Raw genomic sequence first — 23,135 nt, 5'->3', positions numbered from 1 at the left:
GTTAACCCCGATCGGCCGCCGGCAACAGCTTTCCGGGATTGAGCACCCCGGTCGGGTCCAGCGCGCGCTTCACCGACGTCATCACGTCGATGCCGAGCGCGCCCACCTCGCCCGCCAGGTACGGCGCGTGATCCGTGCCGACGGCGTGGTGGTGCGTGATCGTCCCCAGCGGCGCGATCGCCTCCGACGCCGCCCGTTTCGCCCGCTGCCACTGGCCGATCGGATCCTCGTCGGCCCGCGCCGCGAGCACCGTGAAGTACAGCGAGGCGCCCGTTTCGTAGGCATGCGAGACGTGGCACATGACGACCGCACGGTTCAGCGAGCGTTGCAAGGCCCCTCGCACGGCCGTGCGAAGGGTGCTCAGCTGCGACCAGTGCGTCGCCGTCTCCAGTGTCTCCACGCACACGCCGGCGTCGAGCAGCGAATCCCGTTGCCGCGGACCGGAGAACCGCCCGTGCCGCCAGGATTCCCCGACCGGCTTGCCCAGGCGCACCGCCTTGTGCGGGCGCAGTGCGCGCAGGGTCGCGGTGCGGCGGACGGCCAGTTCGCCGGCGGATCCCGCCTCCCAGCCCAGGATCAGCAGGCAGGGGTCGTTGATCCGGCGCGCCCGCAGGTACGCCCGCACCGCGCCGGCCTTCACGCCGCCGGTGAGCGCGAGCTGCACCTCGGTCTCCTCGGTGTCGGACAGCCGCGTCACGTCGGCCAGCACCCGGTGCTGGGCCAGGTCCCGCACGGCCGCGGTGGCCTTGTCCCAGCCGTCCAGGAAGTACCCCTCGTACCGGGTGTGCGTGGCCACCGGACGAACCCTCAGCGTCACCTCGGTGATCACGCCGAACGCGCCCTCGCTGCCGATCACCAGCTGCTTGAGGTCGGGGCCGGCGGCGGTCGCCGGCGCGACGCCGAGGTTGAGCTCGCCGACAGGGGTGGCGAGCCGAACGCCGTCGACCATGTCCTCGAACCGTCCGTAGCCGGCGGACGCCTGCCCGGCGGAGCGGGTGGCGGCGAAGCCGCCGATGGTGGCTCGTTCGAAGGACTGCGGGAAGTGGCCGAGGGTGAAGCCGTGCGCGGCGAGCATCCGCTCGGCGTCGGTGGCCCGCACTCCGGCCTGCAGCACGACGAGCCGTGACAGCGGATCGATGGAGACGAGCCGGTTGAGCCGGGCCAGGTCCAGCACGATGACGGCGTGCTTGCCGCCGCGCAGCGCGGTGACGCCGCCGACCACGGAGGTGCCGCCGCCGAAGGGGATCACGCCGATGTCGTGCTCCGCGCACGCCCGGAGCACGGCGACGACCTCGTCCGGGTCGCCGGGCAGCACGACGGCGTCCGGCACGGCGAGCTCGCCGCAGCCCCGATGCCGGAGCAGGTCCACATAGGACATGCCGCCGGACCGGCCGAGCCGGGAGTTGCGGTCCAGCAGCAGGTGTTCGGCGCCGACCACGGCCTCCAGCGCCGCTCTGCCGACGATCGACAGCTCCGGCTCCGGCACGGTCAGCACCGAGTCCGGCGCGACCGGCGTCGGATGCTCGGCGAGCCCGGTGCGGCCGCGCAGCCAGCGCAGCGCGTGCGGCGGCAGCGCGTGGTCGCCGAGCGCCCAGCCGCCGCGGAGGGTGTGATCGATCCCCGGTTCCATTGCTACAGTGTTACACATGCCGTCACAACGTCACAGCACCCGAGTCGGCGACGACGTCCTGCTGGACGCCGCCCACAAGTGCGTCCTGCTGGTCGGTGTGCGGCGCACCACACTCACCGACGTGGCCCGCGAGGCGGGCGTCAGCCGGATGACCCTCTACCGGCGCTTCCCGGACGTCCGCAGCCTGGTCGCGGCCCTGATGACCAGGGAGTTCGGGGCGTTGCTGGGCGAGGTCGGCCCCGGCGCCACGGCCCGCGAACGCCTGGTCAACGGGGGCGTCGGCACCGTCCGGCGGCTGCTGGCCAACCCGCTGATGGCGGCCGTCCTCGACCGGGACGCGGAGCTGCTGCTGCCGTACGTGGTGGAGCGGCTGGGGGCGACGCAGCTGATCGCCGAGCAGTTCCTGCGGGTCGAACTGGCCGCCGGGCACGCCGACGGCTCCGTCCGACCCGGCGACCTGGACGTGCAGGCCCGGACACTGCTGCTGATGGTGCAGTCGTTCGTGCTGTCGGTCCGGCCGGCGGTCGCCGACCTGGACCCGGACGCGGTGTTCGCCGAATTGGCGACGATGCTGGAGGGGGCGCTGCGGCCGTGAAGACCTCGCTGAACGCTGAACGGCGGCTCCGGGAACTGGCCGAGGTCGCCGGTGGTGTGGCGGTCGACGTGCTTGTCGTCGGTGGCGGTGTGACCGGGGCCGGCGCGGCGTTGGACGCCGCCTCGCGCGGGTTGTCGGTATGCCTGGTCGAGGCGCACGACCTGGCCTTCGGCACGTCCCGATGGTCGAGCAAGCTGGTGCACGGCGGGCTGCGGTACCTCGCGCATGGCGAGGTCGGGCTGGCGTACGAGAGCGCCGTCGAGCGGGGCATCCTGATGACCCGCACCGCTCCACATCTCGTCCGGGCGCTGCCGCAACTCGTTGCCCTACAGGGGAAGCAGCGCGGCTCGCTGGTGATGGCCGGCCTGCGCGCCGGCGACGTGCTGCGCCGAGCCGCCGGTACTCCCGGTCGCGTGCTGCCACCGCCGCGACGGATCTCGGCGGCGGAAACCCTTGCCCTGGCACCGGGTCTGCGCCCGGACGTCACCGGCGGGCTGCTGTCGTTCGACGGCCAGCTGATCGACGACGCCCGGCTGGTGGTCGCGCTGGCCCGGACCGCCGCCGGCTTCGGCGCTCGCATCCTCACCCGGGCTAGGGTCACCGACCTCGCCGGCGACGGCGCGCGGGTCGTCGACACGCTCACCGGCGACGAGTTCGACGTCAAGGCCCGCAAGGTCGTCAACGCCACCGGGGTGTGGGCCGGGCAGCTCGTGCCGTCTGTGCGTTTGCGGCCGTCACGCGGCTCGCACCTCGTGCTGGCTGCCGACACCGTGCACATCGGGTCGACGGCGCTGACCGTGCCCATCCCCGGCGAGACCAGCCGGTTCGTGCTGGTGCTCCCCCAGGCCGACGGCCGGGTCTATCTCGGACTCACCGACGAGCCGGTCGACGGTCCCGTCCCGGACGTCCCCTCGGTGCCACAGTCCGATGTGGACTTCCTGTTGGGCGTCGCCTCCACGGTCTTGCGACGCCCACTGACCACCGCTGATGTGATCGGTTCGTACGCCGGCCTCCGGCCGCTGATCGAGCAGGAGGGCGCTCGCAGCGCCGACCTGTCCCGCAAGCACGCCGTGCTGACCTCGCCCGACGGCGTGATCACCGTCGTCGGCGGCAAGCTGACCACCTACCGCCGCATGGCCGCCGACGCCATCGACGCCACCCAGCTGGCCACGAAACCCTCGCGCACCAAGGACCTCCCCCTCGTCGGGGCATTCGGATCCACTGTGGACGCACCGGCCCGCCTCGTCGCCAAGTACGGCTCGGAGGCGCCACAGGTCCAGGCGCTCAACCTCCCCTCGCCCGTATTCGGCGAGGTCACGGAGGCCGAGGTCGCCTGGGCGTACGAACACGAGGGCGCACTGGACGCCGACGACGTGCTGGACCGCCGCACCCGCATCGGACTCGTCCCCGCCGACCGGGCACGGGCACTGGCGCACCTGGCTCGCTAGCGACTGTCAGCCCCGTTGACGATCTGTTGGGTTTTTGCAACACTTCGTTCCGTGAGCCCAGTAAGGCGCGGTAAAGAGCTGCCGATCCACAATCGGCTCCAGGTGCTGCGCGCGGAACGGGGACTGACGAGAGCACAGCTGGCGGAGGCGGTGGAGGTGAACCCGCAGACCATCGGCGCGCTGGAGCGCGGCGACCACTACCCCAGCCTGGACCTGGCCTTCCGGATCTGCGAGGTGTTCTCGCTACCGGTGGAGGCGGTGTTCAGCCGCACCCCGTTCCAACCGCTGTCCACCCAGCTGTACGGCAAGGGGGAGTCATGAACACGTTGAGGGAGCGCATTCACGCGCAGCAGGAGCGCAACGCGGCGCGGTACTCCAGTTGGCTGCCCGGCTGGCGCAACCGTCGCATTCGCCGCCGGGCCATGGTCGCCTGGCTGGTGAGCGCGGTCGCGACGCTCGTCGTCGGGCTGTACGCAGGCGACTTCCGGACGATGACGTTCTTCGTCTGGTGGGGCCTGCTGATGATCACGGTCGTGTTGCAGATGCTGAACAAGGTGCTCACGAACAACATCGGCGAGCGCACGGCGCGCCTGTTGGACGAACGCGAACTCGCATTGCGCGGCCGCTGCGGCTACGTTGGTTTCCTCGTCGCCGTCTGGAGCATGGTGATCGCCGCCATGGTGCTCGCGTCAACCCCGATCAGCAGCACGCGGTTCGGCCCGTTCGTGCTGTTGATCAGCCTGATCGCACTGGTCGGCAACGTGCCGAGCGCGCTGCTGGCCTGGCAGCTGCCGGACGACGAGCCGGATCCGATCGCCGAAGGAGAGCACCGTGGCTGAGGGAGTGCTGGAGATCGACCGGATCTCCAAGCGCTACGGGACCGTGCGGGCGCTGCACGAGATGACCTTCGACGTGCGCGCCGGCGAGCTGTTCGGCTTCGTCGGCAGCAACGGCGCCGGCAAGACCACCACCATGCGCATCGCGCTGGGCGTGCTGGCGGCCGACTCGGGCGAGGTCCGCTTCGACGGCAAGCCGGTGGACCTGGCCACCCGTAGGCGAATCGGGTACATGCCGGAGGAACGCGGCCTGTACCCGAAGATGAAGGTGCGCGAACAACTCGTGTACCTCGCGCAGCTGCACGGCATGTCCGCCGCCGACGCCCGGCGCGCCACCGACGCCTGGGTCGACCGGCTCGGGCTGACCGGCCGCCGCGACGACGAGGTGCAGAAGCTCAGCCTGGGCAACCAGCAGCGGGTGCAGCTGGCCGCCGCGCTGGTGCACGACCCGGTGGCGCTGGTGCTGGACGAGCCGTTCTCCGGCCTGGACCCGGTGGCCGTGGACGTGATGAGCGAGGTGCTGCGCGAGCAGTCCGCCCGCGGCGTGCCGGTGATGTTCTCCAGCCACCAGCTGGATCTGGTGGAACGCCTGTGCGACCGGGTCGGCATCGTCCGCAGTGGACAGTTGGTGGCCAACGGCGGCGTGGCCGAGCTCCGGGAGAGCGGGCCGCTGCGGCTGGTGGTGGACGCCCCCGACGCCGGCGAGGACTGGGCGGCCGGGCTGACCGGGGTGCGGGTCGTCGCCGTCGACGGCAGCCGCACCACCGTCGAGCTCGGCGAGGACGGCGACGACCAGCAGGTGCTGGCCGCCGCGCTGAAGACCGGGCCGGTGCGGGAGTTCACCCGGCTGCGGCCGACCCTGACCGAGCTGTACCGCAACGTCGTGTCCGAACAGGGGGCATCGTGACCACCTCGCGCGTGATCGGCCTGGTCGCGGGCCGCGAGTTCAACACCCGCGTGCGCAGCAAGTCGTTCCTGGTAAGCACGGTGGTGATCCTGGCCGTGCTGGCCGCCTACGCGCTGCTGTTCACCTTCATCGCCAAGGAGACCACCGTCAAGGTCGGCCTCACCGGGCAGGCGACGGCGATGTCGGCGCCGCTGTCGGCGGCCGCCGACAAGCTGGGCAAGAAGGTGCAGATCAGCACCGTCGACAACCAGGACGACGGCGTCGCCCAGGTGCGGGCCGGCAAGCTGGACGTGTTGGTGCAGGGCCCGCTCGGCGCGCCGACGGCCGTCGTCAAGTCCACTTTGGACCCCGAGTTGCAGGTCGCGCTGGAAGGGCTGGTGCGGGCGCAGGCCATCCAGGGCGTGCTGGCGCAGGCCGGGCTGCCGCCCACCGCGCTGAACGCCGCGCAGAGCGCCACCGTGAAGGTGAGCGAGCTGGAGCCGCCGGATCCCGAGCAGGGGCAGCGGATCGCGCTGTCGCTGATCACCGGCATCGTGCTGGTGTTCTCCATCATGGCGTTCGGCACCGCCGTCGCGCAGGGCGTGGTGGAGGAGAAGTCCAGCCGCGTGGTGGAGATCCTGTTGTCCACCATCCGGCCGTGGCAGCTGCTGTTGGGCAAGGTGCTCGGCATCGGCGTGGTCGGCCTGATCCAGGTGGTGATCATCGCCGTGGTCGGGCTGACGGTGGCCAACAGCACCGGCGTGTTCTCGCTGCCCACGGTGGCGCTGGGCACCATCCTCGGCGCGCTCGGCTGGTACGTCCTGGGCTTCTTCCTGTACGCCGCGCTGCTGGCCGCCGCCGGCTCGCTGGTGTCGCGCCAGGAGGAGCTCCAGTCGGCGATCACGCCGGTGTCGCTGCTGCCGACGATCGCCTTCGTGGTCGGCGTGAACCTGCTGATCCCCAATCCCACCAACACGATCAGCACGGTGCTGTCGATGATCCCGCTGTTCACGCCGACCCTGATGCCCAGCCGGATCGCGCTCGGCGTGGCCCCGGTGTGGCAGATCGCGCTGTCGGTGGCGCTGATGGTCGCCGCCATCGCGCTGGTCACCTGGCTGGCCGGCCGGATCTACCGGAACGCGGTGCTCCAGACCGGCGCGCGGGTCCGGCTGCTGGACGCGCTCAGGTCCTGATCGCGTCGTACCGTTCCAGGGACACCCGGCGCTCATCGGCGTGGTCGACGATGGGCGCCGGGTACTCGCCCGGCAGCTTGTCCAGCTTGTGCACGGCCTTTCCTTGCACACCACGGAGTTCCGGCACGTACTTGCGGACGTAGTCGCCGTTCGGGTCGAACTTCTCGCCCTGGGTGATCGGGTTGAAGATCCGGAAGTACGGGGCCGCGTCGGTGCCGCAGCCGGCCACCCACTGCCAGTTGTGCTGGTTCGACGCCAGGTCGCCGTCGATCAGGTTGCGCATGAAGTGCCGCGCGCCCCACCACCACGGCACGTGCAGGTCCTTGACCAGGAAGCTGGCGACGATCATCCGGACCCGGTTGTGCATCCAGTTCTCGGCCAGCAGCTGCCGCATTCCGGCATCCACCACCGGATAGCCGGTGCGCCCCTCGCACCATGCCTCGAACCGCCGCTGTGCGGTCCTTCCGCTGTCGTGCTCGAACTTGTCGAACTTGCGGTCGTAGTTCTCCCGGGCGGTGCGGGGCTGGTGCCAGAGCACGTCCGCGTAGAACTCGCGCCAGGCCAGCTCGGAGCGGAAGGTCTCGTTGCCAGGTCCTAGATCAGCGAGCAGTGTTCGCGGATGCACGCAGCCCCAGCGCAGATACGCCGACAGATAGCTGGTTCCGTTGCGGTCCGGGCGATCCCGGCCGGCGTCGTAGTCGGCGAGGGCGCCGTCCCTGAAGTCCGCCCAGACCTGCAACGCCGCCCGCTCCCCGGCCGGCAGCTCGGACTTCCCGGCCGGGATCTTGCGGCCGCCCTTGAGGGTTGTCCACCGAGCACTGTCCACACCGGACTTGGCTGGTTTGCGCCAGCCGTGGTCCAACCAGGCCCGCCGGAAAGGCGTGAAAACCCGGTACGGCTCGCCGTCCTGCTTGCGAACCCGGCCCGGCGTCACCGCGTACGGCGATCCCGTACGCACGAAGTCGATGTCCCCCAACGCCGTGCGCACCTGCTCGTCCCGCTCCCGCCCGTACGGCCCGGTGTCGGCCGACACGTGCACGCTGCCCGCGCCGAGCTTCCGGGCGATCTCCGGCACGACCTTCACCGGGTCGCCGTGCGCGATGTGCAGCCGGCCGCCGAGGTCATGGTCCAGGGCGCGGAGGCAGTCGTACAGGAAGTGCTTGCGCGGCTCCCCCGCCGGTCCGAGCAGCCGATCGTCCAGCACGAACAGCGGCAGCACCTCGCCGCTGTCGGCGGCGGCCAGCAGCGCCGGGTGGTCGGACAGCCGCAGGTCGCGGCGGAACCACATGATCGCGGGCGGGGTCATGGTCACCGACGCTACGGTGGGCACGTACCGGCCGCAGCACGAGGAGGATCAAACGGCGTGAGGAGCACGGTGTACACACGCTCCACCGCCGGCCTGCTGTTCGGGCTGTTCGGCGCGGTGGTCAGCGCGTTCTTCGCCTACCTGGTGACGATCACCCCCGACGGCGTCCTCCTGCTCGACGCCGGCGCCGCCTTCACCCGCCTGACCCGACTCGGCGACACCGCCCCCGTCCAATGGCCGCTGGTCCTGCTGGATCCGGCGCTGCCGGTGCTGGCGGCGATGGTCGTGGTGCTGTGCAGCCTGTCCGCCACCCGGCACGTCGGCCCGGCGCTGCTCAGCTGGCCCCGGCTGCTCTGGCTCGTGCTGTTCGGCCTCGTGACGGCGCTGGGCGTGCTCACCACCGACACCGTCGCCGGCCAGGCCCACTGGCTCGGCCTGGTCATCGTCCTGGTCGCCCTCGCCCTCCCCCACCACGAGGACACACCTTGACGCGGGGAAGGGGGCTTTCCCTGCGTTGAGCGCAGGGAAAGCCCCCTTCACCGCACGGTCGGATGGACCGGTTCAGCGATCGATTCAGCGCTGGTCCATCGGCACGAAGTTGCGCTCGGCCGGGCCGACGTAGAGCTGGCGGGGACGGCCGATCTTGGTGGCCGGGTCCTTCATCATCTCCCGCCAGTGCGCGATCCAGCCGGGCAGCCGGCCCAGCGCGAACAGCACGGTGAAGAACTTGGTCGGGAAGCCCATGGCCCGGTAGATCAGGCCGGTGTAGAAGTCGACGTTCGGGTACAGCTTGCGCTCGATGAAGTACGAGTCCGCCAGCGCGGTCTCCTCGAGCTTCTTGGCGATCTCCAGCAGCTGGTCGTCGCCGCCGAGCTTGCCGAGGATCTCGTCCGCGGTCTTCTTGATGATCGCGGCCCGCGGGTCGTAGTTCTTGTAGACCCGGTGGCCGAAGCCCATCAGGCGGACGCCGTCCTCCTTGTTCTTGACCTTGCGCACGAACTCCTCGACGTTGCCGCCGTCCTGCCGGATCTTCTCCAGCATCTCCAGCACCGCGCTGTTGGCGCCGCCGTGCAGCGGGCCGAACAGGGCGTTGATGCCGGCGGAGATGCTGGCGAACAGGTTCGCCTCGGACGAGCCGACGAGCCGCACCGTGGAGGTGGAGCAGTTCTGCTCGTGGTCGGCGTGCAGGATGAACAGCAGGTCCAGGGCCCGCACCAGGGCCGGGTCCACGTCGTAGTCCTCGGCCGGCAGGCCGAAGGTCATCCGCAGGAAGTTCTCCACCAGGCCCAGCGAGTTGTCCGGGTAGAGGAACGGCTGGCCGATCGACTTCTTGTACGCGTAGGCCGCGATGGTCGGCAGCTTGGCCAGGAGCCTTATGGTCGAGATCTCGACCTGGTTGTCGTCGAACGGGTTGAGGCTGTCCTGGTAGAAGGTGGACAGCGCGGAGACCGCCGAGGACAGCACCGGCATCGGGTGCGCGTCGCGCGGGAAGCCGTCGAAGAACCGCTTGAGGTCCTCGTGCAGCAGGGTGTGCCGGCTGATCTGGCGGCTGAACTCCTCGATCTGGGCCTGCGTCGGGAGCTCGCCGTAGATGAGCAGATAGCTGACTTCGATGAAGTTGGACCGCTGCGCCAACTGCTCGATCGGATAACCACGGTAACGCAGAATGCCGGCGTCACCGTCGATGTAGGTGATCTCGGAGGAGCATGAAGCGGTGTTCACGAATCCGGGGTCGAGGGTTACCATCCCGGTTTTCGCGAGGAGTTTACCGAGATCTATACCGGGTGCGCCCTCTGTCGGGAGCGACACACCCATCTCGTGCTCTCCGCCCGCATAGTGCAGCGCGACGGTACGGAGTTCGGTATTCGGCGCAGTCGTCGCGTCGGGCATCAAAATCCCTCTCACGCTCAGACGGGGCGCCGCTGGGCTCACAGCGAAGGTGTCGAGCGAGCGCACGGAACCGGGGTGACCGCACCGCAGCACCGCCCCGTTGGGGTCCTGTCGCCTGCCACGCTAGTAGCCCCGGGGCCCCCCGCACAGCGCGGCGGGCGTGCTGTTGCGTGCGATGGGACAGGTATCACACGATGTCCGGACCGCTCCGGGTAACGATCGGGACACTTCGCCGCCACCCCAGTGGCGTGCGACACGCGGGTCCCGGGCCCCGCCGCCGACCGCACCCGTGCCGGTTTCCGCCGGACGGAGCAGGGCGCTGCGCCGCCCGGGTGGACCGGCGCACCGCCCACGGGGGTTACCGACACGTCCGGTGACGACATGTCGACACATTCGTGTAGCCACGGACCCGTCCCGGCGGGTTAATTTGTTTCCAGCGGCCGCGCTTTCCGGAAATCATTTTCTGCACACGACGCGGAGGTTTCGGGATGATCGTGATCGGTTTGGGTGTCGGCGTTTCCCTGGGCTGCTGGTGGTGGCATCACCACTGCTGGTGAGCCAATTCCGCGCTGCGCGGCGGTTCCGCCCCGGCGCGGGAAACGGTGATCGCGGCGGCGGCTCCGGCGAATGCCAGGGCCGCTCGCCAGTCCTGGTCGGTCAGCGATCCGACCGCGTCCCTCGACAGCTTGCCGTGACGGTGCAGCCACGCCAGTAGCGCGCCCTGCACCGTGTCTCCGGCGCCGATCGTGTCCACCACGTCGACGCGGACCGGCGGCACCTCGACGAGCTGGCCGTCACCCGACAGCACGGCCAGCCCGTCGCCGCCGCGAGTGATCACCACCGCGGCCGGCCCGATTTGTTGCCACCGCTGAATCTCCGTCATCGCGTCGACGTCGCCGGCCAGCCACTGCGCGTCCTCGATCGACACCTTGAGCAGGCCGACGTCCGGCAGCCAGGAGCGGAACCGCTCGCGGTAGGCGTCGGCGTCCGGGATCAGCACCGGCCGCACGTTCGGGTCCAGCGCGGTGAGCAGGCCGCGGCCGGATTCCCGGCGCAGCAACGATTCGTACACCGAGGCCCCGGGCTCCAGCACCATCGACAGCGTGCCGAAGGACACCGCCTCGGCGGCGGCCGGCAGCGGGCCGGGCTCGGCGACCAGGCGGTCGGCCGTGCCCTCCACGTAGAAGCCGTACCTGGCGGAGCCGTCCGGCGCGAGGCCCACCACCGCCAGCGTCGTCGGCTCCGGGCCGCGCTGCACCATGCTCACGTCCACCTGCGCGTCCTTCAGCCGCGCCACCAGCGCGTCGCCGAAGGCGTCGGTGGAGACCCGGGACAGGAAGGCGGTCGGCGCGTCCAGCCGGCCGGCCGCGATCGCCACGTTGTACGGGCCGCCGCCGAGCTGCGGCAGCAGCGCGCCGCCCGTCGTCGGAACCAGGTCGACCAGCGCCTCACCAGCGACGACGATCACGGGGCACCCCTTTGTCAACGTTGTCAGAAGCCGGCTCATGCTAGGGCGACCGAGCCGGTGCAGGGAAGGGGGCTCTCCCCGCGTCGAGCGCAGGGAAAGCCCCCTTCACTGCATCAAGGGTCACTCGGTCGGAGCCAGACCTCCGAGAAGGAACTCCGCCAGCGCCTCGAAGGCCTCGGCGTCGGACAGCCCGGTGCGCTTGGCGATGACGCCGAGGTGGATGTGCTCGATGGTCAGGCCGACCATCTCCGACACCAGGGCGGCGTGCACGTCTCGGAACTGGCCCAGCTTGACGCCGTCGGCGATGAGCGAGCGGATCCGCTCGGCGGCGGCGCGGGCGTTGAGCTCGTAGACGGCGCGGGCCGGCGGGAAGGCGGCGATGTCGGCGATGAACTCCCGGCCGGCCGGGCGCAGCTCGTCGGCCGCGGCGGACAGGTAGTCGCCGATGCGCTCGCGCACGTCGACCACCTCGGCGATGCGGGCCTCGATGCGGGTGGTGGCCTTCTTGAAGAAGTGGCTGACCACCAGCACCGACAGCTGTTCCTTGCTCGGCGCCAGGGCGTACAGGGTGGACTTGGAGCAGCGCATCCGCGCGGCCAGGTCGTCCAGGGTGAACGCGGCGAAGCCCTCGGCGAGGAACAGCTGTTCCAACCGGTTGAGCAGATCGGACTGGCGCGCGGTGAGCTGACGCCGGCGCGGCAGCGCGGTGACTTCGGCCCTGGTCATGTGTGGAGACTGCCACAATCGCCGGAGTAGTACTCCAGTACGTCCCAGAGTACTGTTCTCAGTACTCACCCACGACCTGGGAGTGCCGCCATGCCTGCCGAGCGCCTGCTGCCCACCACGGAGGCCGAGGACCTGATCGCGCTGGTCAGGGAGATCTGCCGGGACGAACTCGCGCCGCACGCGGCCACCGAGGAGGAGGCCGGCCGGTTCCCGCGCGAGAAGCTGCGGCTGCTGGGCAAGACCGGCCTGCTGGGGCTGCCGTACCCGGAGGAGCTGGGCGGCGGCGGCCAGCCGTACGAGGTGTACCTCCAGGTGCTGGAGGAGATCGCGGCGAGCTGGCTGACGGTGGCCGAGGCGGTCTCCGTGCACGTGATGTCCTGCTACCCGCTGGCCACCTTCGGCGCCGACGAGCAGCGCGAGCGCTGGCTGCCGGACATGATCAGCGGCGAGTTGCTCGGCGCGTACGCGCTGTCGGAGCCGCAGGCCGGCTCGGACCCGGCCGGCATGACCACCCGCGCCGTCCGGGAGGGCGACGACTACGTGCTCAACGGCACCAAGGCGTGGATCACCCACGCCGGCGTGGCCGACTTCTACACGGTGATGGCCCGCACCGGCGATGTCTCGTGCTTCCTCGTCGACGGCCACAGCGAGGGCCTGTCCGCCGCCGAGCGCGAGAAGACCATGGGGCTCACCGGATCCCCGGTGGCCCAGCTGCGCTTCGACGACGTGCGGGTGCCGGCCGAGCGCCGGATCGGCGACGAGGGCTGCGGCCTCAAGTTCGCACTGTCCGCTTTGGACTCCGGCCGGCTCGGGATCGCCGCCTGCGCGGTGGGTCTGGCCCAGGCCGCGCTGGACGAGGCCGTCCGCTACGCCCGCGAGCGCCGGCAGTTCGGCAAGCCGATCATCGAGTTCCAGGGCATGGAGTTCCTGCTCGCGGACATGGCCGCCGCCGTGGAGTCGGCCCGCGCCACGTACCTGGAGGCCGCCCGGCGGCGGGACCGCAAGCTGCCGTTCAGCCGGCAGGCGTCGATCGCCAAGCTGGTCGCCACCGACGCCGCGATGAAGGTGACCACCGACGCCGTGCAGGTGCTCGGCGGGGCCGGGTACACCCGGGACTTCCCCGCCGAGCGCTACATGCGTGAGGCGAAGGTGTTGCAGATCTTCGAAGGCACCAACCAGATCCAGCGCATGGTGATCGGCCGGCACCTGGCGAAGTCCTGAACAGGCAGCCGTCCTCGCGCGGCCGAGTGCGGGTTCGCGCCGGCGCCTGGACCGCGGGCTCAGCTCGATCGAGTCTGTTCATCGATCGAGCTGAGCCAACGGAAGGCGGCGGCTCGGAGGCGAACCCGCCCCGCGCGGAACGCGCGGCTAACGAGCGCTGTAGTACGGGTTCTCGGTGACGCCCTCGCCGCGCTCCTCGTCGAAGTGGTAGACCTCGCGGCCGTCGATGAACACCCGCAGCGCGCGGCTCATCACGTCCAGCGGGTCGCCGCTCCAGATCACCACGTCCCCGTCCAGGCCGGGCTTGAGCGACCCGACGCGGTCGTCCAGGCCGAGGATGCGGGCCGGGTTGGCGGTGATCGCGCGCAGCGCGGTGTCGCTGTCCAGGCCCTCCTTGACGGCCAGCGTCGCCTGGTGCACCAGGAAGTGGATGGGCACCACCGGGTGGTCGGTCATGATCGCCAGCTCGACGCCGGCCTTGGCCAGGATGCCCGGGTTGCGCAGCGATCGGTTGCGCAGCTCGACCTTGGACCGGCTGGTGAACAGCGGGCCGATGATCACCGGGATGTTCTTCTCCGCCACCAGGTCCGCGATCAGGTGGGCCTCGGTGCCGTGGTTGATCACCAGCCGGTAGCCGAACTCCTCGGACAGCCGGATGGCCGTCGCGACGTCGTCGGCGCGGTGCGTGTGCTGGCACCACGGCAGCTCGCGGTCGAGCACCCGCACCAGGATCTCGTTGTTGGCGTCCCGGTCGAACGGCTTGTTCTCGGCCGCGGCCGCGTCCCGCTTGGCCTTGTAGTCCTGGGCCTTGGTCAACGCCTCGCGGATCACCGCCGCCACGCCGAGCCGGGTGCTCGGGGTGACCTTCTTGTCGCCGTAGACCCGCTTGGGGTTCTCGCCCAGCGCGCTCTTCACGCTGACCGGCTCGCGCAGCACCATCTCGTCGACGGTGCGGCCCCAGCACTTCACCGCGACGGTCTGGCCCCCGATCGGGTTGCCGGAGCCGGGCTTGATCACCGCCGTGGTGACGCCGCCGGACAGGGCGTCCGCGAACGCCAGGTCGGCCGGGTTGATGCCGTCCAGCGCCCGGAACCGGGCGCCGACCGGGTCGGTCATCTCGTTGGTGTCCTCGCCGGCCCAGCCCTCGGACTCCTCGGCCACGCCGAGGTGCCCGTGGGCCTCGACGAAGCCGGGCAGCACCCAGGAGCCGGCCGCGTCCACGATCTCGACGTCGTCGGGCACGTCCACCTCGGCGTCCGTGCCGACGGCGGCGATCCGCCCGTCGATGATCAGGACTGTCCCGCCGTCGATGGGGTCGCCGTCGACCGGCACCACGTATCCGCCTGTGATCGCCACGTTCATGGTTCGCAATGCTAACGGTCTGCGGCGGCGGGCGGGGGTTATCGCGGCAGCAGTCCCCAGCGGGCCGACCACGCCTCGCCGGGCGCGATCGTGATCAGGTCGACGCCCGAGTTCAGCGCGTCCGGCGGGCAGGTCATCGGCTCGATCGCCACCGCCCGGCCGCGGCCGAGGAAGTCGCCCGGGGTGTAGACCTGCACCCACCGGAAGTCCGGGTCCGCCCACAGCTCGACGCCGCCGTCCGGGCCGGTCAGCCGGTGCCGGACCAGGCCGTCCGCGCCGGGCTCGCAGCCGCCGAACGCGTCGTCCAGCTCGACCCCGCGCAGCGCCTTGGGCCGGGTGAAGTCCAGGTCGGCGCCGGCCATCGGGACCGGCGGACCGTCCGGGGTCATGGTCACCGGGCTCAGCGGCAGGTGGGTGCTCGCGGCCAGGTGCAGGGTGCAGTCGTCGGTCGCGGACAGGCCGGCCCGCGGGTACGGGTGCATGCCGACGCCGAAGGGCACCGGGCGGTCACCGACGTTGGCCACGCCGTGGGTGACGGTCAGGCCGTCGGCGTCCAGCGCGTAGCTGATGGTCACCCGCAGCGGCACCGGCCAGCCCTGCTGCGCCGGCACGTCGATGCCCAGCGAGATCAGCGAGCCGGTGTGGTTGATCACCTGCCACGGCAGCTTGCGGACGAGGCCGTGGATGGCGTTGCCGCGCTCCGGCTCCGTCTGCTCCAGGTGCTGGGTGCCGCCCTCGAACGGCCAGGCGCCGCCGCGCACCCGGTTCGGCCAGGGCACGAGGACCGCGCCCGAGCCCATCGGCGGATGGGTGTCGTCCGGGTAGCTCTCGACGTAGTCGACACCGTCGACGGTGTAAGCCCGCAGGCTCGCGCCGATCTCGGTGATGACCGCGCGGGCGTGGCCGTAGGTGATCTCGAACTGCGCGCCTGTGGGACCGCTCACCCGTGCGAGCTTAGAGGTCCGACGCGGGAAGTCGTAACGATCGGCTCACCCTTCGGGGCCGAGTTCAACACGGCCCGGCTTCACCCGACCGGCGTATCTAGGGTTGTGCGTGTGGCGATCAGCATCGTGGACGCACCGACCAACCTGGGCCTGCGCCCGCCCGCGCCCGGGGTGGTGCCCGGCTGCGCCAAGGCCCCCGCGGCGCTGCGCGAGGCCGGCCTGCTCGGCCGCCTGGCCGCCGCGGACGCCGGTGCGCTGGTCGCGCCACGCTACGACCTCGGTGACTGGCAGCCCGGCGACGGCGTCTTCCATGCCGCGCAGATCGCGTCCTACTCGCGCCGGATCGCCGACCGTGTCGCCGGCATGCTCGGCGGCCACACGTTTCCGCTGGTTCTCGGCGGCGACTGCTCCGTGCTGCTCGGCACCGGCCTCGCGCTGCGGGAGCGGGCCATGGCCGAGGGCCGTCGGTACGGGCTCGCCTTCGTCGACGGCCACAGCGACTTCCGCCACCCCGGCAACTCCACCGACATCGGCGCCGCCGCCGGCGAGGACCTGGCGCTGGCGACCGGCCGTGGCCAGGCCGGCGTCGCCGCCCGGCTGTTCGAGGACGCCGACGTGGTGGTGCTCGGCATCCGTGAGGACGACGAGGGCCGGGCGGAGCTGGCCTCGTGCGGGATCGGGCACCGGACCGCGCTGGAGATCCGCAAGGCCGGGGCGGCCGAGTCGGCGGAGTGGGCCCGGCGGCGGCTCGACGAGCTGGACGGCTTCTGGGTGCACCTCGACGTGGACGTGCTCGACCCGGCGGTGATGCCGTGCGTCGACTCCCCGGATCCCGATGGCCTGGAACACGCCGAGCTGGCGGAGTTGTTGGCGGGCTTGACGGTCGCGCCGGGATGCCTCGGCGTGGAGGTGACGGTCTTCGACCCGGACCTCGACCCGGACGGCTCCTACGCCAAGGCCCTCGTCGACACCCTCGCGCGAGGCCTCGCCCCCCGCGTCTCCTAACCCTCACTTTTTGTCACATGCGCTTCCTACTTGCGCTCAGGTGACAAGTAGGAAGCGCATGTGGCGTTAAGCGGCGACGGGGGCGCGGTAGCGCCACATCGCGGGCAGCGCGACCGCGGCGATGACGATCGCCACCAGCACCGCCATCCCGCCGCCGGACACCGCCACCGTCGTCCCCACGGCGGCGCCGACGGTGCCGTGCAGCACGTCGGCCAGCCGAGGCCCGCCGGCGACGACGACCGTGAAGACGCCCTGCATCCGTCCCCGCATCTCATCCGTGGCGGCGGACTGGAGGATCGCCCCGCGGAACACCATGCTCACCATGTCGGCGGCGCCGGCCAGCGCCAGGAACACCACGGCTTCCCACAACGTCGACGACAGTCCTAACCCGACGATCGCCACGCCCCACGCCGCGACGGCGGCCCAGACGGCGACGCCGTGCCGGGTGATCCGGGACAGCCAGCCGGACATCAGCCCGAACAGCAGCGCCCCCAACGGAATGGCGGCGAACAGCCAGCCGAGCGCGGGCCCGCCGCCGGCGGGGTCGTGGAAGGTCCGCTCGGCCATCTCCGGGAACAGCGCCCTCGGCATGCCGAACACCATGGCGATGATGTCCGCGACGAACGACGCCAGCAGCACGCTCTGCCTCGACATGTACCGGAAGCCGTCGATCACCGACCGGAGCCCGGCGGTCCGCCGCACGCCGTCCAGCGGCGGCAACGCGGGCAGCCGCCACACGGCCCACAGCGTGGCGGTGAGGCCTATGGCGTCGATCAGGTACAGCATCGGCAGGCCCAGCACGGGAATCAGCGCGCCGGCCAGCATCGGCCCGAGCACCGCGCCGAAGGACTGCACGGTGGAGCCGAGGGCGTTGGCCGACGGCAGCAGCTCGATGGGCACCAGCCGGGCGATGGACGCGCTGCGCGCGGGCATGTTGACGGCGAAGAACGCCTGCTGTAGGCCGAGCAGCACCAGCACGACGGTGACCGATCCCATGCCGGAAAGCGCTTGCAGCCACAGCAGCACCGACACCACGGCGATGCCGGTGTTGGTGATCAGCAACAGCTTGCGGCGGTCCATCACGTCGGCGACGGCACCGCCCCACAGCCCGAACACGAGCAGCGGCACGAGCGCGACGGCCCCGGCCACGCCGACGTACGCGGACGAGCCGGTGAGGTCGTAGACCTGCTTGGGCACGGCGACCGCGGTCAGCTGACTGCCGATGGCGGTGATCACAGTGGACAGCCAGAGCCGGCGGTACGCGACCACCTTCAACGGCCTCGTGTCGAGCACGAGCTTGGCGAGAAGCCCCCGTTTCGGGCGCGCGGAAGCGGTGTCAGCAGCGGTCACGGGTCGTTAGTTTAGGATAACTAACGACCCGTGCGGGTGTGATCTGTTACGGCGCCAGCCGCTCGACCTGCCAGTTGTCGCCGACCAGGTGGTAGCGCAGCCGGTCGTGCATGCGGTCCTGCCGGCCCTGCCAGAACTCGACCATCTCCGGCCGGATCCGCCAGCCGCCCCAGTGCGGCGGCACCGGTACTCGCTCGGCGTCGGCGAACTGCCGGTTGATGTTGGCCAGCGCACTGTCCAGCACGGACCGGTCGCGCACCACGCGGGACTGCGGCGAGGCCCAGGACCCCAGCTGCGAGCCGCGCGGCCGGGTGCGCCAGTACTCGGCGGTCTCGGCGGCGTCGACCTTCTCCACGGTGCCGCGGACCGTCGCCTGCCGCTGCATCGCCAGCCACGGGAAGGTGGCCGACGCGTACCGGGTGGCCTTCAGGTCGTGGCTCTTGTTGGACGTGTAGTTGGTGAAGAACACCAGCCCGCGCGCGTCCAGACCCTTGGCCAGCACCGTCCGCGAGGACGGTCGGCCCTGTGGGTCGGCGGTGGCCAGCACCATGGCGTTGGGCTCGGCCAGGCCGGCGCGGGTCGCCTCGTCCAGCCACAGGCCCAACTGCTCGTGCCAGCTCCCGGCTAGGTCGATCTCGGCGAGCGAGCCCTGTTCGTAGGACACGCGCATCGCGGGAAGCGCGATGTTGGTCTCGGACTGGGTTTCCGGCATAGCGGCCTCCGCGCGGAAGAGCACTCGTGGTACCAACCGTGTTCGTCGGAAGGTACGGGGTTTGCCGGCAAACCGGAACCGCTCGCGAGGTGACGGCGAACACCCGGCGAAGTGATCACGAACGGGAATTGGCCACGCTGCGGTTCGGGATCGAAACAGTGATCAATTCAGAAGCCGCGTCCACTGTGGAAAACCCCGGGTGACCTGCTATCGCTTCGGCCAGCCGGCGCTGCGCGGCGACGGCGTCGCGGGCGAGCGCGGTGGCCAACGATCCGCCCCGCGCAAGCGGAGCGAGCGACCACCAGTCGCCACTGTGCGCCGCCGCCGGGTCCGTGCCCCAGACCAGCAGCTCAGAGGCCAGCACGCGGTGTCCGGCAAGGTAGGCGGCGCTCGCGGTCAGCGCCGGATCGCCGATGTCGACGCGCTGCCGCAGCAGCGGGACGTCGCCCCGCAGGACCTCGACGGTGCTGTCCAGACTTCCCGGCGGCTCGCCGACACGGCCGAGCACCAGCACCTCGCGGTAGCGCAACCGAGCCGTGTCGGCGAGTTGCGCAGAGAACACCGAACTGTGTGACGCCCGCGACGTGACGACTGTCGGCTCGGGAAGGAATTCGACCGTCCCGTTGACATCGATGTCGAAACGAATGGAAGCGCGACTTCGCTCGCCGCGATGACCCGGCAGCGCGAGCGTGGCGGCAATGCCGGAAAGACGCAGCCGCGCCCCGGCGCCGACACACACTTCCAGCCCGAGATCGTCGCCGCCGAGCGGCGCGGTGGCGGAACTGACCAGGTGAACGACTGCGGTACCGGTTACGGACCGCACCCGCCCGCGCTGTGGCAGCAGCGTCCACGGCGCGGCCGACCGCAGTTCCGTGAGGACGCTGCGGCCGTCGCGGAGCTCGACGACCAGCCGCGAGCGGGCTCGCATCAGGCCAACTGCTTGCGCACCCAGTCGGCCACCTCGGGGGCGTCCGGCGTGCGGGTCAGGGACTGGGCGATCACCGGCAGCCGGTGGTTGCGCATCCGGTGCGCGTCGGACGTCATCACGTCCAGGTCGGCGCCGACCAGCTCGGCCAGGTCGATCTTGTTGATCACCAACAGGTCCGCGGTGGTGACGCCAGGACCACCCTTTCGGGGGACCTTGTCGCCGCCGGCCACGTCCACCACGAACACCTGCCGGTCCACCAGCCCGCGGCTGAAGGTGGCAGTGAGGTTGTCGCCGCCGCTCTCGATGATCACGAGTTCGAGTCCCGGAAACCGTGTTTCCAGCGCCTCGACGGCGTCGAGGTTGGCGCTGATGTCGTCGCGGATCGCGGTGTGCGGGCAGCAGCCGGTCTGCACCGCCTCGATCCGCGCCGGGTCCAGCACGCCGGCCCGCCGCAGGAAGTCGGCGTCCTCGGTGGTGTAGATGTCGTTGGTCACCACGGCCAGCTCGATCTCGTCGCCGAGCGCCCGGCACAGCGCGGCGACCAGCGCGGTCTTGCCGCTGCCGACCGGCCCGCCGATGCCGATGCGCACCGCGCGGCCGGCGGCGGCCGGCTGCTCGTGATGGTCGTGCGCGATGACCGTGGGGTCGAACGAGACCGGGTGCTCGTGGTCAGCTGACAAAGAGACGCACCTCCTGCTGGTGGATCCGGGCGTGGGAGTCGGCGAACAGGTCCAGCGCGGGCGCGCCGAGCATCGGCAGGCCGCTCAGGGCCTCCTCCGTGACGGCGGCGATATCCAGTTGTGCCACGATCGCGTTGACACGGAAGGGATCCAGCCCGAGCAGCCGCACCGCGGCGCTGGCCGGCCCGCTCACCGACAGGTAGGCGGCACATTCGGCCGCCTCCTCGGGTGTGCCGCCGGCGACATCGACCAACGCGCCGATGGCGATGGCATGGTGTGGCTGGGAAAGCGCGTCGAGTCGCGGCGACGGCCAGGCCACTCGGCCGGCCCTCAGGGTGCTCCTGCCCTGGGCCCTCGACGCCGCTCGCTGCGCCGGCGACGGCGTTCGAGCGTCCAGCTCGACGTCCAAGGTGAACCAGTCGCCGCCGACGGCCGCGGCGGCGAAGGCCGCCGACACCAGGCCGTTGGTGCGCAACCGGCCGTAAAGAAAGGACTTCAGGCTGGTCTCGTCGGTGATCAACCCGCGCGCCGCCGCCTCCTCGACGCCGCCAGAATGCGCGTGGCCGCCGCCCGGGAACCGGGAATCGGCCAGCACGAGCCGCACGGACGTCATCAGAACAGGAAATAGCGTTGGGACATGGGCAGTTCCGTCACCGGATGCGGCTCGACGAGCTCGCCGTCCACGTGCACGGCGAAGCTGTCCGGGTCGACGGTCACCCGCGGCAGCGTGTCGTTCAGAACCATGTCCGCCTTGCCGCGCCGACGAGTGTCGGCGACCGACAGCAGGGGCCTTGAGAGCCCCAACTTCTCCGCCAGGCCGTCGTCGATCGCCGCCTGCGAGACGAAATGCACGCTGCTCGCCGCCGCAACCCGTGGCGCCGCGCCGAACATCGGCCGCGCCAGCACCGGCTGCGGCGTCGGGATGGACGCGTTCGCGTCGCCCATCGCCGCCCACGCCGCGAAGCCGCCCTTCAGCACCATGTGCGGCCGCACGCCGAAGAACTTCGGCTCCCACAGCACGAGATCCGCGAGCTTGCCGACCTCCACCGACCCGACCTCGTGGTCGATGCCGTGCGCGATGGCCGGGTTGATCGTGTACTTGGCGACGTACCGCTGCGCCCTCTCGTTGTCGCCCAACACACCCCGGCGCTCCTTCATCACGTGCGCCGTCTGCCAGGTGCGGATGATCACCTCGCCGATCCGGCCCATCGCCTGCGAGTCGGAGCTGATCATCGAGATGGCGCCGATGTCGTGCAGCAGGTCCTCGGCGGCGATGGTGGTCGGTCGGATCCGGCTCTCCGCGAACGCCAGGTCCTCCGGCACCGACGGGTTCAGGTGGTGGCAGACCACCAGCATGTCCAGGTGCTCGTCGAGGGTGTTCACGGTGTGCGGCCGCGTCGGGTTCGTCGACGAGGGCAGCACGTTCGGCTCGCCGACCACCTTGATGATGTCCGGCGCGTGCCCGCCGCCGGCGCCCTCGGTGTGGTAGGCGTTGATCGACCGGCCGCCGATGGCGTCCACTGTGGACTCGACGAAGCCGGCCTCGTTCAACGTGTCGGTGTGGATCGCCACCTGAACGCCCGAAGCGTCCGCCACCCGCAGCGCCGCGTCGATCACCGCCGGCGTGGTGCCCCAGTCCTCGTGCAGCTTGAACCCGCCCGCGCCGCCGCGAAGCTGCTCCCAGAGCCCCTCCTCGCTGACGGTGTTTCCCTTGCCCAGCAACAGGACGTTCACCGGCTGGTAGTCCATCGACGCCAGCATCCGCGCCAGGTTCCAGGATCCCGGTGTCACTGTGGTCGCCTTCGTGCCCTCCGCCGGCCCGGTGCCGCCGCCGATCAGCGTGGTCAGGCCGGCCGCCAGCGCCTGGTCCACCAGCTGCGGGCAGATGAAGTGCACGTGGCAGTCGATGCCGCCGGCGGTGAGGATCTTCCCGTTGCCGGCCACGATCTCCGTGGACGGGCCGATCACCAGCGCCGGGTCCACGCCGTCCATGGTGTCCGGATTGCCGGCCTTGCCGATGCCGACGATCCGGCCGTCGCGAATGCCCACGTCGGCCTTGACCACGCCCCAGTGGTCGAGGATCACGGCGCCGGTGATCACCACGTCCGGCGCGCCGTCGGCCCGGGTCGCCATGCCCTGGCCCATCGACTCGCGGATCACCTTGCCGCCGCCGAACACCACCTCGTCGCCGGAACCCGCGCCCCGGCTGCGGTCCTCGGTGACCTCGACCAGCAGGTTCGTGTCGGCCAGCCGGATCCGGTCGCCGGTGGTCGGGCCGAACAGCTCCGCGTACCGGCGCCGGTCGATGCTCGTCACAGTGCCCCCGACCATTCCCTGCGCAGGCCCGGCACCACGCGGTGGCCGGCGATCGGCACCAGCGTCACCTCGCGCTCCACGCCCGGCTCGAATCGGACGGACGTGCCCGCCGGCACGTCCAATCGCTTGCCCCAGGCGGCTTTCCGGTCGAACTCCAGCCCCGGGTTGGCCGCCGCGAAGTGGTAGTGCGAGCCGACCTGCACCGGCCGGTCCGCCGCGTTCACCACCGTCAGCACCGTGCGCTCGCGGCCCGGGTTCAGCTCCACCGGCTCGTCGCCGGGAACGATCTCGCCTGGAATCATCGGCCCCTCACGCGATCGGGTCGTGCACGGTGACCAGCTTCGTGCCGTCCGGGAAGGTGGCCTCCACCTGCACGGAGTCCAGCATCTCCGGAATGCCCGGCTGCACCTGGTCGCGGCGCAGCACCTGCCGGCCGCTGGCCATCAGGTCGGCCACCGACTCGCCGTCCCGCGCGCCCTCCAGCACGTGGTCGGTGATCAGCGCGACCGCCTCCGGGTAGTTCAGCAGCACCCCACGGTCCAGCCGGCGGCGCGCCACGTCCGCGGCGACGTGCACCAGCAGCTTGTCCCGTTCGTGCGGCGTCAGGTGCATGGCAAGAGATCTAACACGCGGTGACCG

The 23,135-nt window shown here is 71.0% G+C and carries 24 protein-coding genes; 9 read left to right on the top strand and 15 right to left on the bottom strand.

Going from position 1 to position 23,135, the window contains the following annotated elements:
- Nucleotide 1 precedes the first annotated feature (1 nt).
- Nucleotides 2–1,630 (bottom strand): FAD-binding oxidoreductase, encoded by a 1,629-nt coding sequence (locus tag BCF44_RS48205; RefSeq protein ID WP_116181298.1) that lies wholly within the window; start codon nt 1,628–1,630, stop codon nt 2–4.
- Nucleotides 1,631–1,646: 16 nt separating this feature from the next.
- Here BCF44_RS48205 and BCF44_RS48200 point away from each other — a divergent pair, with 16 nt between their 5' ends.
- From BCF44_RS48200 to BCF44_RS48175, 6 genes are read left to right on the top strand one after another with little or no spacing between them, the layout of a single operon-like run.
- Nucleotides 1,647–2,225: a TetR/AcrR family transcriptional regulator gene (locus BCF44_RS48200; RefSeq protein WP_116181297.1), complete on the top strand. Its 579-nt coding sequence runs from the start codon at nt 1,647–1,649 to the stop codon at nt 2,223–2,225.
- Entirely contained in the window at nt 2,222–3,673 is a 1,452-nt protein-coding gene (locus BCF44_RS48195) for a glycerol-3-phosphate dehydrogenase/oxidase (protein WP_116181296.1), read from the top strand. The genes BCF44_RS48200 and BCF44_RS48195 overlap by 4 nt, the downstream gene beginning before the upstream one ends.
- Before the next feature lie 51 nt (nt 3,674–3,724).
- Entirely contained in the window at nt 3,725–3,994 is a 270-nt protein-coding gene (locus BCF44_RS48190; RefSeq protein ID WP_116181295.1) for a helix-turn-helix transcriptional regulator, read from the top strand.
- Nucleotides 3,991–4,512 (top strand): hypothetical protein, encoded by a 522-nt coding sequence (locus BCF44_RS48185; protein ID WP_116181294.1) that lies wholly within the window; start codon nt 3,991–3,993, stop codon nt 4,510–4,512. The genes BCF44_RS48190 and BCF44_RS48185 overlap by 4 nt, the downstream gene beginning before the upstream one ends.
- Complete coding sequence (locus BCF44_RS48180) at nt 4,505–5,416, top strand: ABC transporter ATP-binding protein (protein WP_246016247.1); 912 nt, start codon at nt 4,505–4,507, stop codon at nt 5,414–5,416. Before BCF44_RS48185 ends, BCF44_RS48180 begins: the two co-directional genes overlap by 8 nt.
- A complete protein-coding gene (locus BCF44_RS48175; protein ID WP_116181293.1) occupies nt 5,413–6,588 on the top strand; it encodes an ABC transporter permease in 1,176 nt (391 codons plus the stop codon). Before BCF44_RS48180 ends, BCF44_RS48175 begins: the two co-directional genes overlap by 4 nt.
- Here the strand turns inward: BCF44_RS48175 and BCF44_RS48170 are convergent.
- Nucleotides 6,578–7,900, bottom strand: coding sequence for a cryptochrome/photolyase family protein (locus BCF44_RS48170; protein ID WP_116181292.1), 1,323 nt, complete (start codon nt 7,898–7,900; stop codon nt 6,578–6,580). The two genes, BCF44_RS48175 and BCF44_RS48170, sit on opposite strands and share 11 nt — an antisense overlap.
- 51 nt (nt 7,901–7,951) lie before the next feature.
- On the opposite strand from BCF44_RS48170, the gene BCF44_RS48165 reads away from it, so the two are divergent.
- The gene (locus BCF44_RS48165) at nt 7,952–8,383 is read left to right on the top strand and encodes a hypothetical protein (protein ID WP_147328950.1); all 432 of its coding nucleotides are present in this window, start codon (nt 7,952–7,954) and stop codon (nt 8,381–8,383) included.
- An 84-nt stretch (nt 8,384–8,467) separates the two neighbouring features.
- On the opposite strand, the gene BCF44_RS48160 is transcribed toward BCF44_RS48165, so the two are convergent.
- The 3 genes from BCF44_RS48160 to BCF44_RS48150 all read right to left on the bottom strand — a co-directional run bounded on the left by BCF44_RS48160 (nt 8,468) and on the right by BCF44_RS48150 (nt 11,978).
- Nucleotides 8,468–9,784, bottom strand: coding sequence for a citrate synthase (locus BCF44_RS48160; protein ID WP_116181290.1), 1,317 nt, complete (start codon nt 9,782–9,784; stop codon nt 8,468–8,470).
- Between the two features lie 541 nt (nt 9,785–10,325).
- Complete coding sequence (locus tag BCF44_RS48155) at nt 10,326–11,252, bottom strand: carbohydrate kinase family protein (RefSeq protein WP_116181289.1); 927 nt, start codon at nt 11,250–11,252, stop codon at nt 10,326–10,328.
- 120 nt (nt 11,253–11,372) lie between these two features.
- Nucleotides 11,373–11,978: a TetR/AcrR family transcriptional regulator gene (locus BCF44_RS48150; protein ID WP_116181288.1), complete on the bottom strand. Its 606-nt coding sequence runs from the start codon at nt 11,976–11,978 to the stop codon at nt 11,373–11,375.
- Nucleotides 11,979–12,068: 90 nt separating this feature from the next.
- Here BCF44_RS48150 and BCF44_RS48145 point away from each other — a divergent pair, with 90 nt between their 5' ends.
- Nucleotides 12,069–13,199: an acyl-CoA dehydrogenase family protein gene (locus tag BCF44_RS48145; protein ID WP_116181287.1), complete on the top strand. Its 1,131-nt coding sequence runs from the start codon at nt 12,069–12,071 to the stop codon at nt 13,197–13,199.
- A gap of 147 nt (nt 13,200–13,346) precedes the next feature.
- Here the strand turns inward: BCF44_RS48145 and BCF44_RS48140 are convergent, their stop codons facing one another.
- Nucleotides 13,347–14,561, bottom strand: a complete 1,215-nt coding sequence (locus tag BCF44_RS48140) for an amidohydrolase (RefSeq protein WP_116181286.1) — start codon at nt 14,559–14,561, stop codon at nt 13,347–13,349.
- Between the two features lie 38 nt (nt 14,562–14,599).
- Nucleotides 14,600–15,505: an aldose 1-epimerase family protein gene (locus BCF44_RS48135; protein WP_116181285.1), complete on the bottom strand. Its 906-nt coding sequence runs from the start codon at nt 15,503–15,505 to the stop codon at nt 14,600–14,602.
- A 111-nt stretch (nt 15,506–15,616) separates the two neighbouring features.
- On the opposite strand from BCF44_RS48135, the gene BCF44_RS48130 reads away from it, so the two are divergent.
- Nucleotides 15,617–16,510, top strand: a complete 894-nt coding sequence (locus BCF44_RS48130; RefSeq protein WP_246016246.1) for an arginase family protein — start codon at nt 15,617–15,619, stop codon at nt 16,508–16,510.
- Nucleotides 16,511–16,576: 66 nt separating this feature from the next.
- On the opposite strand, the gene BCF44_RS48125 is transcribed toward BCF44_RS48130, so the two are convergent.
- The 8 genes from BCF44_RS48125 to BCF44_RS48090 form a co-directional block, all read right to left on the bottom strand.
- Nucleotides 16,577–17,860, bottom strand: a complete 1,284-nt coding sequence (locus BCF44_RS48125; protein ID WP_116181283.1) for an MFS transporter — start codon at nt 17,858–17,860, stop codon at nt 16,577–16,579.
- Nucleotides 17,861–17,906: 46 nt separating this feature from the next.
- Nucleotides 17,907–18,572 carry a pyridoxamine 5'-phosphate oxidase gene (gene pdxH, locus BCF44_RS48120; RefSeq protein WP_116181343.1) on the bottom strand — a complete coding sequence of 222 codons (666 nt, stop codon included), beginning with the start codon at nt 18,570–18,572 and terminating at the stop codon, nt 17,907–17,909.
- Nucleotides 18,573–18,687: 115 nt separating this feature from the next.
- Entirely contained in the window at nt 18,688–19,500 is an 813-nt protein-coding gene (locus tag BCF44_RS48115) for an urease accessory protein UreD (protein WP_116181282.1), read from the bottom strand.
- Nucleotides 19,500–20,180 carry an urease accessory protein UreG gene (gene ureG / locus BCF44_RS48110; protein WP_116181281.1) on the bottom strand — a complete coding sequence of 227 codons (681 nt, stop codon included), beginning with the start codon at nt 20,178–20,180 and terminating at the stop codon, nt 19,500–19,502. Before ureG ends, BCF44_RS48115 begins: the two co-directional genes overlap by 1 nt.
- The gene (locus BCF44_RS48105; RefSeq protein ID WP_116181280.1) at nt 20,170–20,793 is read right to left on the bottom strand and encodes an urease accessory protein UreF; all 624 of its coding nucleotides are present in this window, start codon (nt 20,791–20,793) and stop codon (nt 20,170–20,172) included. The genes ureG and BCF44_RS48105 overlap by 11 nt, the downstream gene beginning before the upstream one ends.
- Nucleotides 20,793–22,496, bottom strand: a complete 1,704-nt coding sequence (locus BCF44_RS48100) for an urease subunit alpha (protein WP_116181279.1) — start codon at nt 22,494–22,496, stop codon at nt 20,793–20,795. Before BCF44_RS48100 ends, BCF44_RS48105 begins: the two co-directional genes overlap by 1 nt.
- On the bottom strand, nt 22,493–22,798 hold the full coding sequence (locus BCF44_RS48095; protein ID WP_116181278.1) for an urease subunit beta: 306 nt from the start codon (nt 22,796–22,798) through the stop codon (nt 22,493–22,495). Before BCF44_RS48095 ends, BCF44_RS48100 begins: the two co-directional genes overlap by 4 nt.
- Before the next feature lie 7 nt (nt 22,799–22,805).
- Complete coding sequence (locus BCF44_RS48090; RefSeq protein WP_116181277.1) at nt 22,806–23,108, bottom strand: urease subunit gamma; 303 nt, start codon at nt 23,106–23,108, stop codon at nt 22,806–22,808.
- Between the last annotated feature and the right edge of the window lie 27 nt (nt 23,109–23,135).

It is taken from the genome of Kutzneria buriramensis, assembly GCF_003387475.1.
Taxonomy (GTDB): Bacteria; Actinomycetota; Actinomycetes; order Mycobacteriales; family Pseudonocardiaceae; genus Kutzneria; species Kutzneria buriramensis.
Note: the sequence above shows the minus strand (reverse complement) of the source record. Positions and strands in the feature narration are given on the sequence as shown.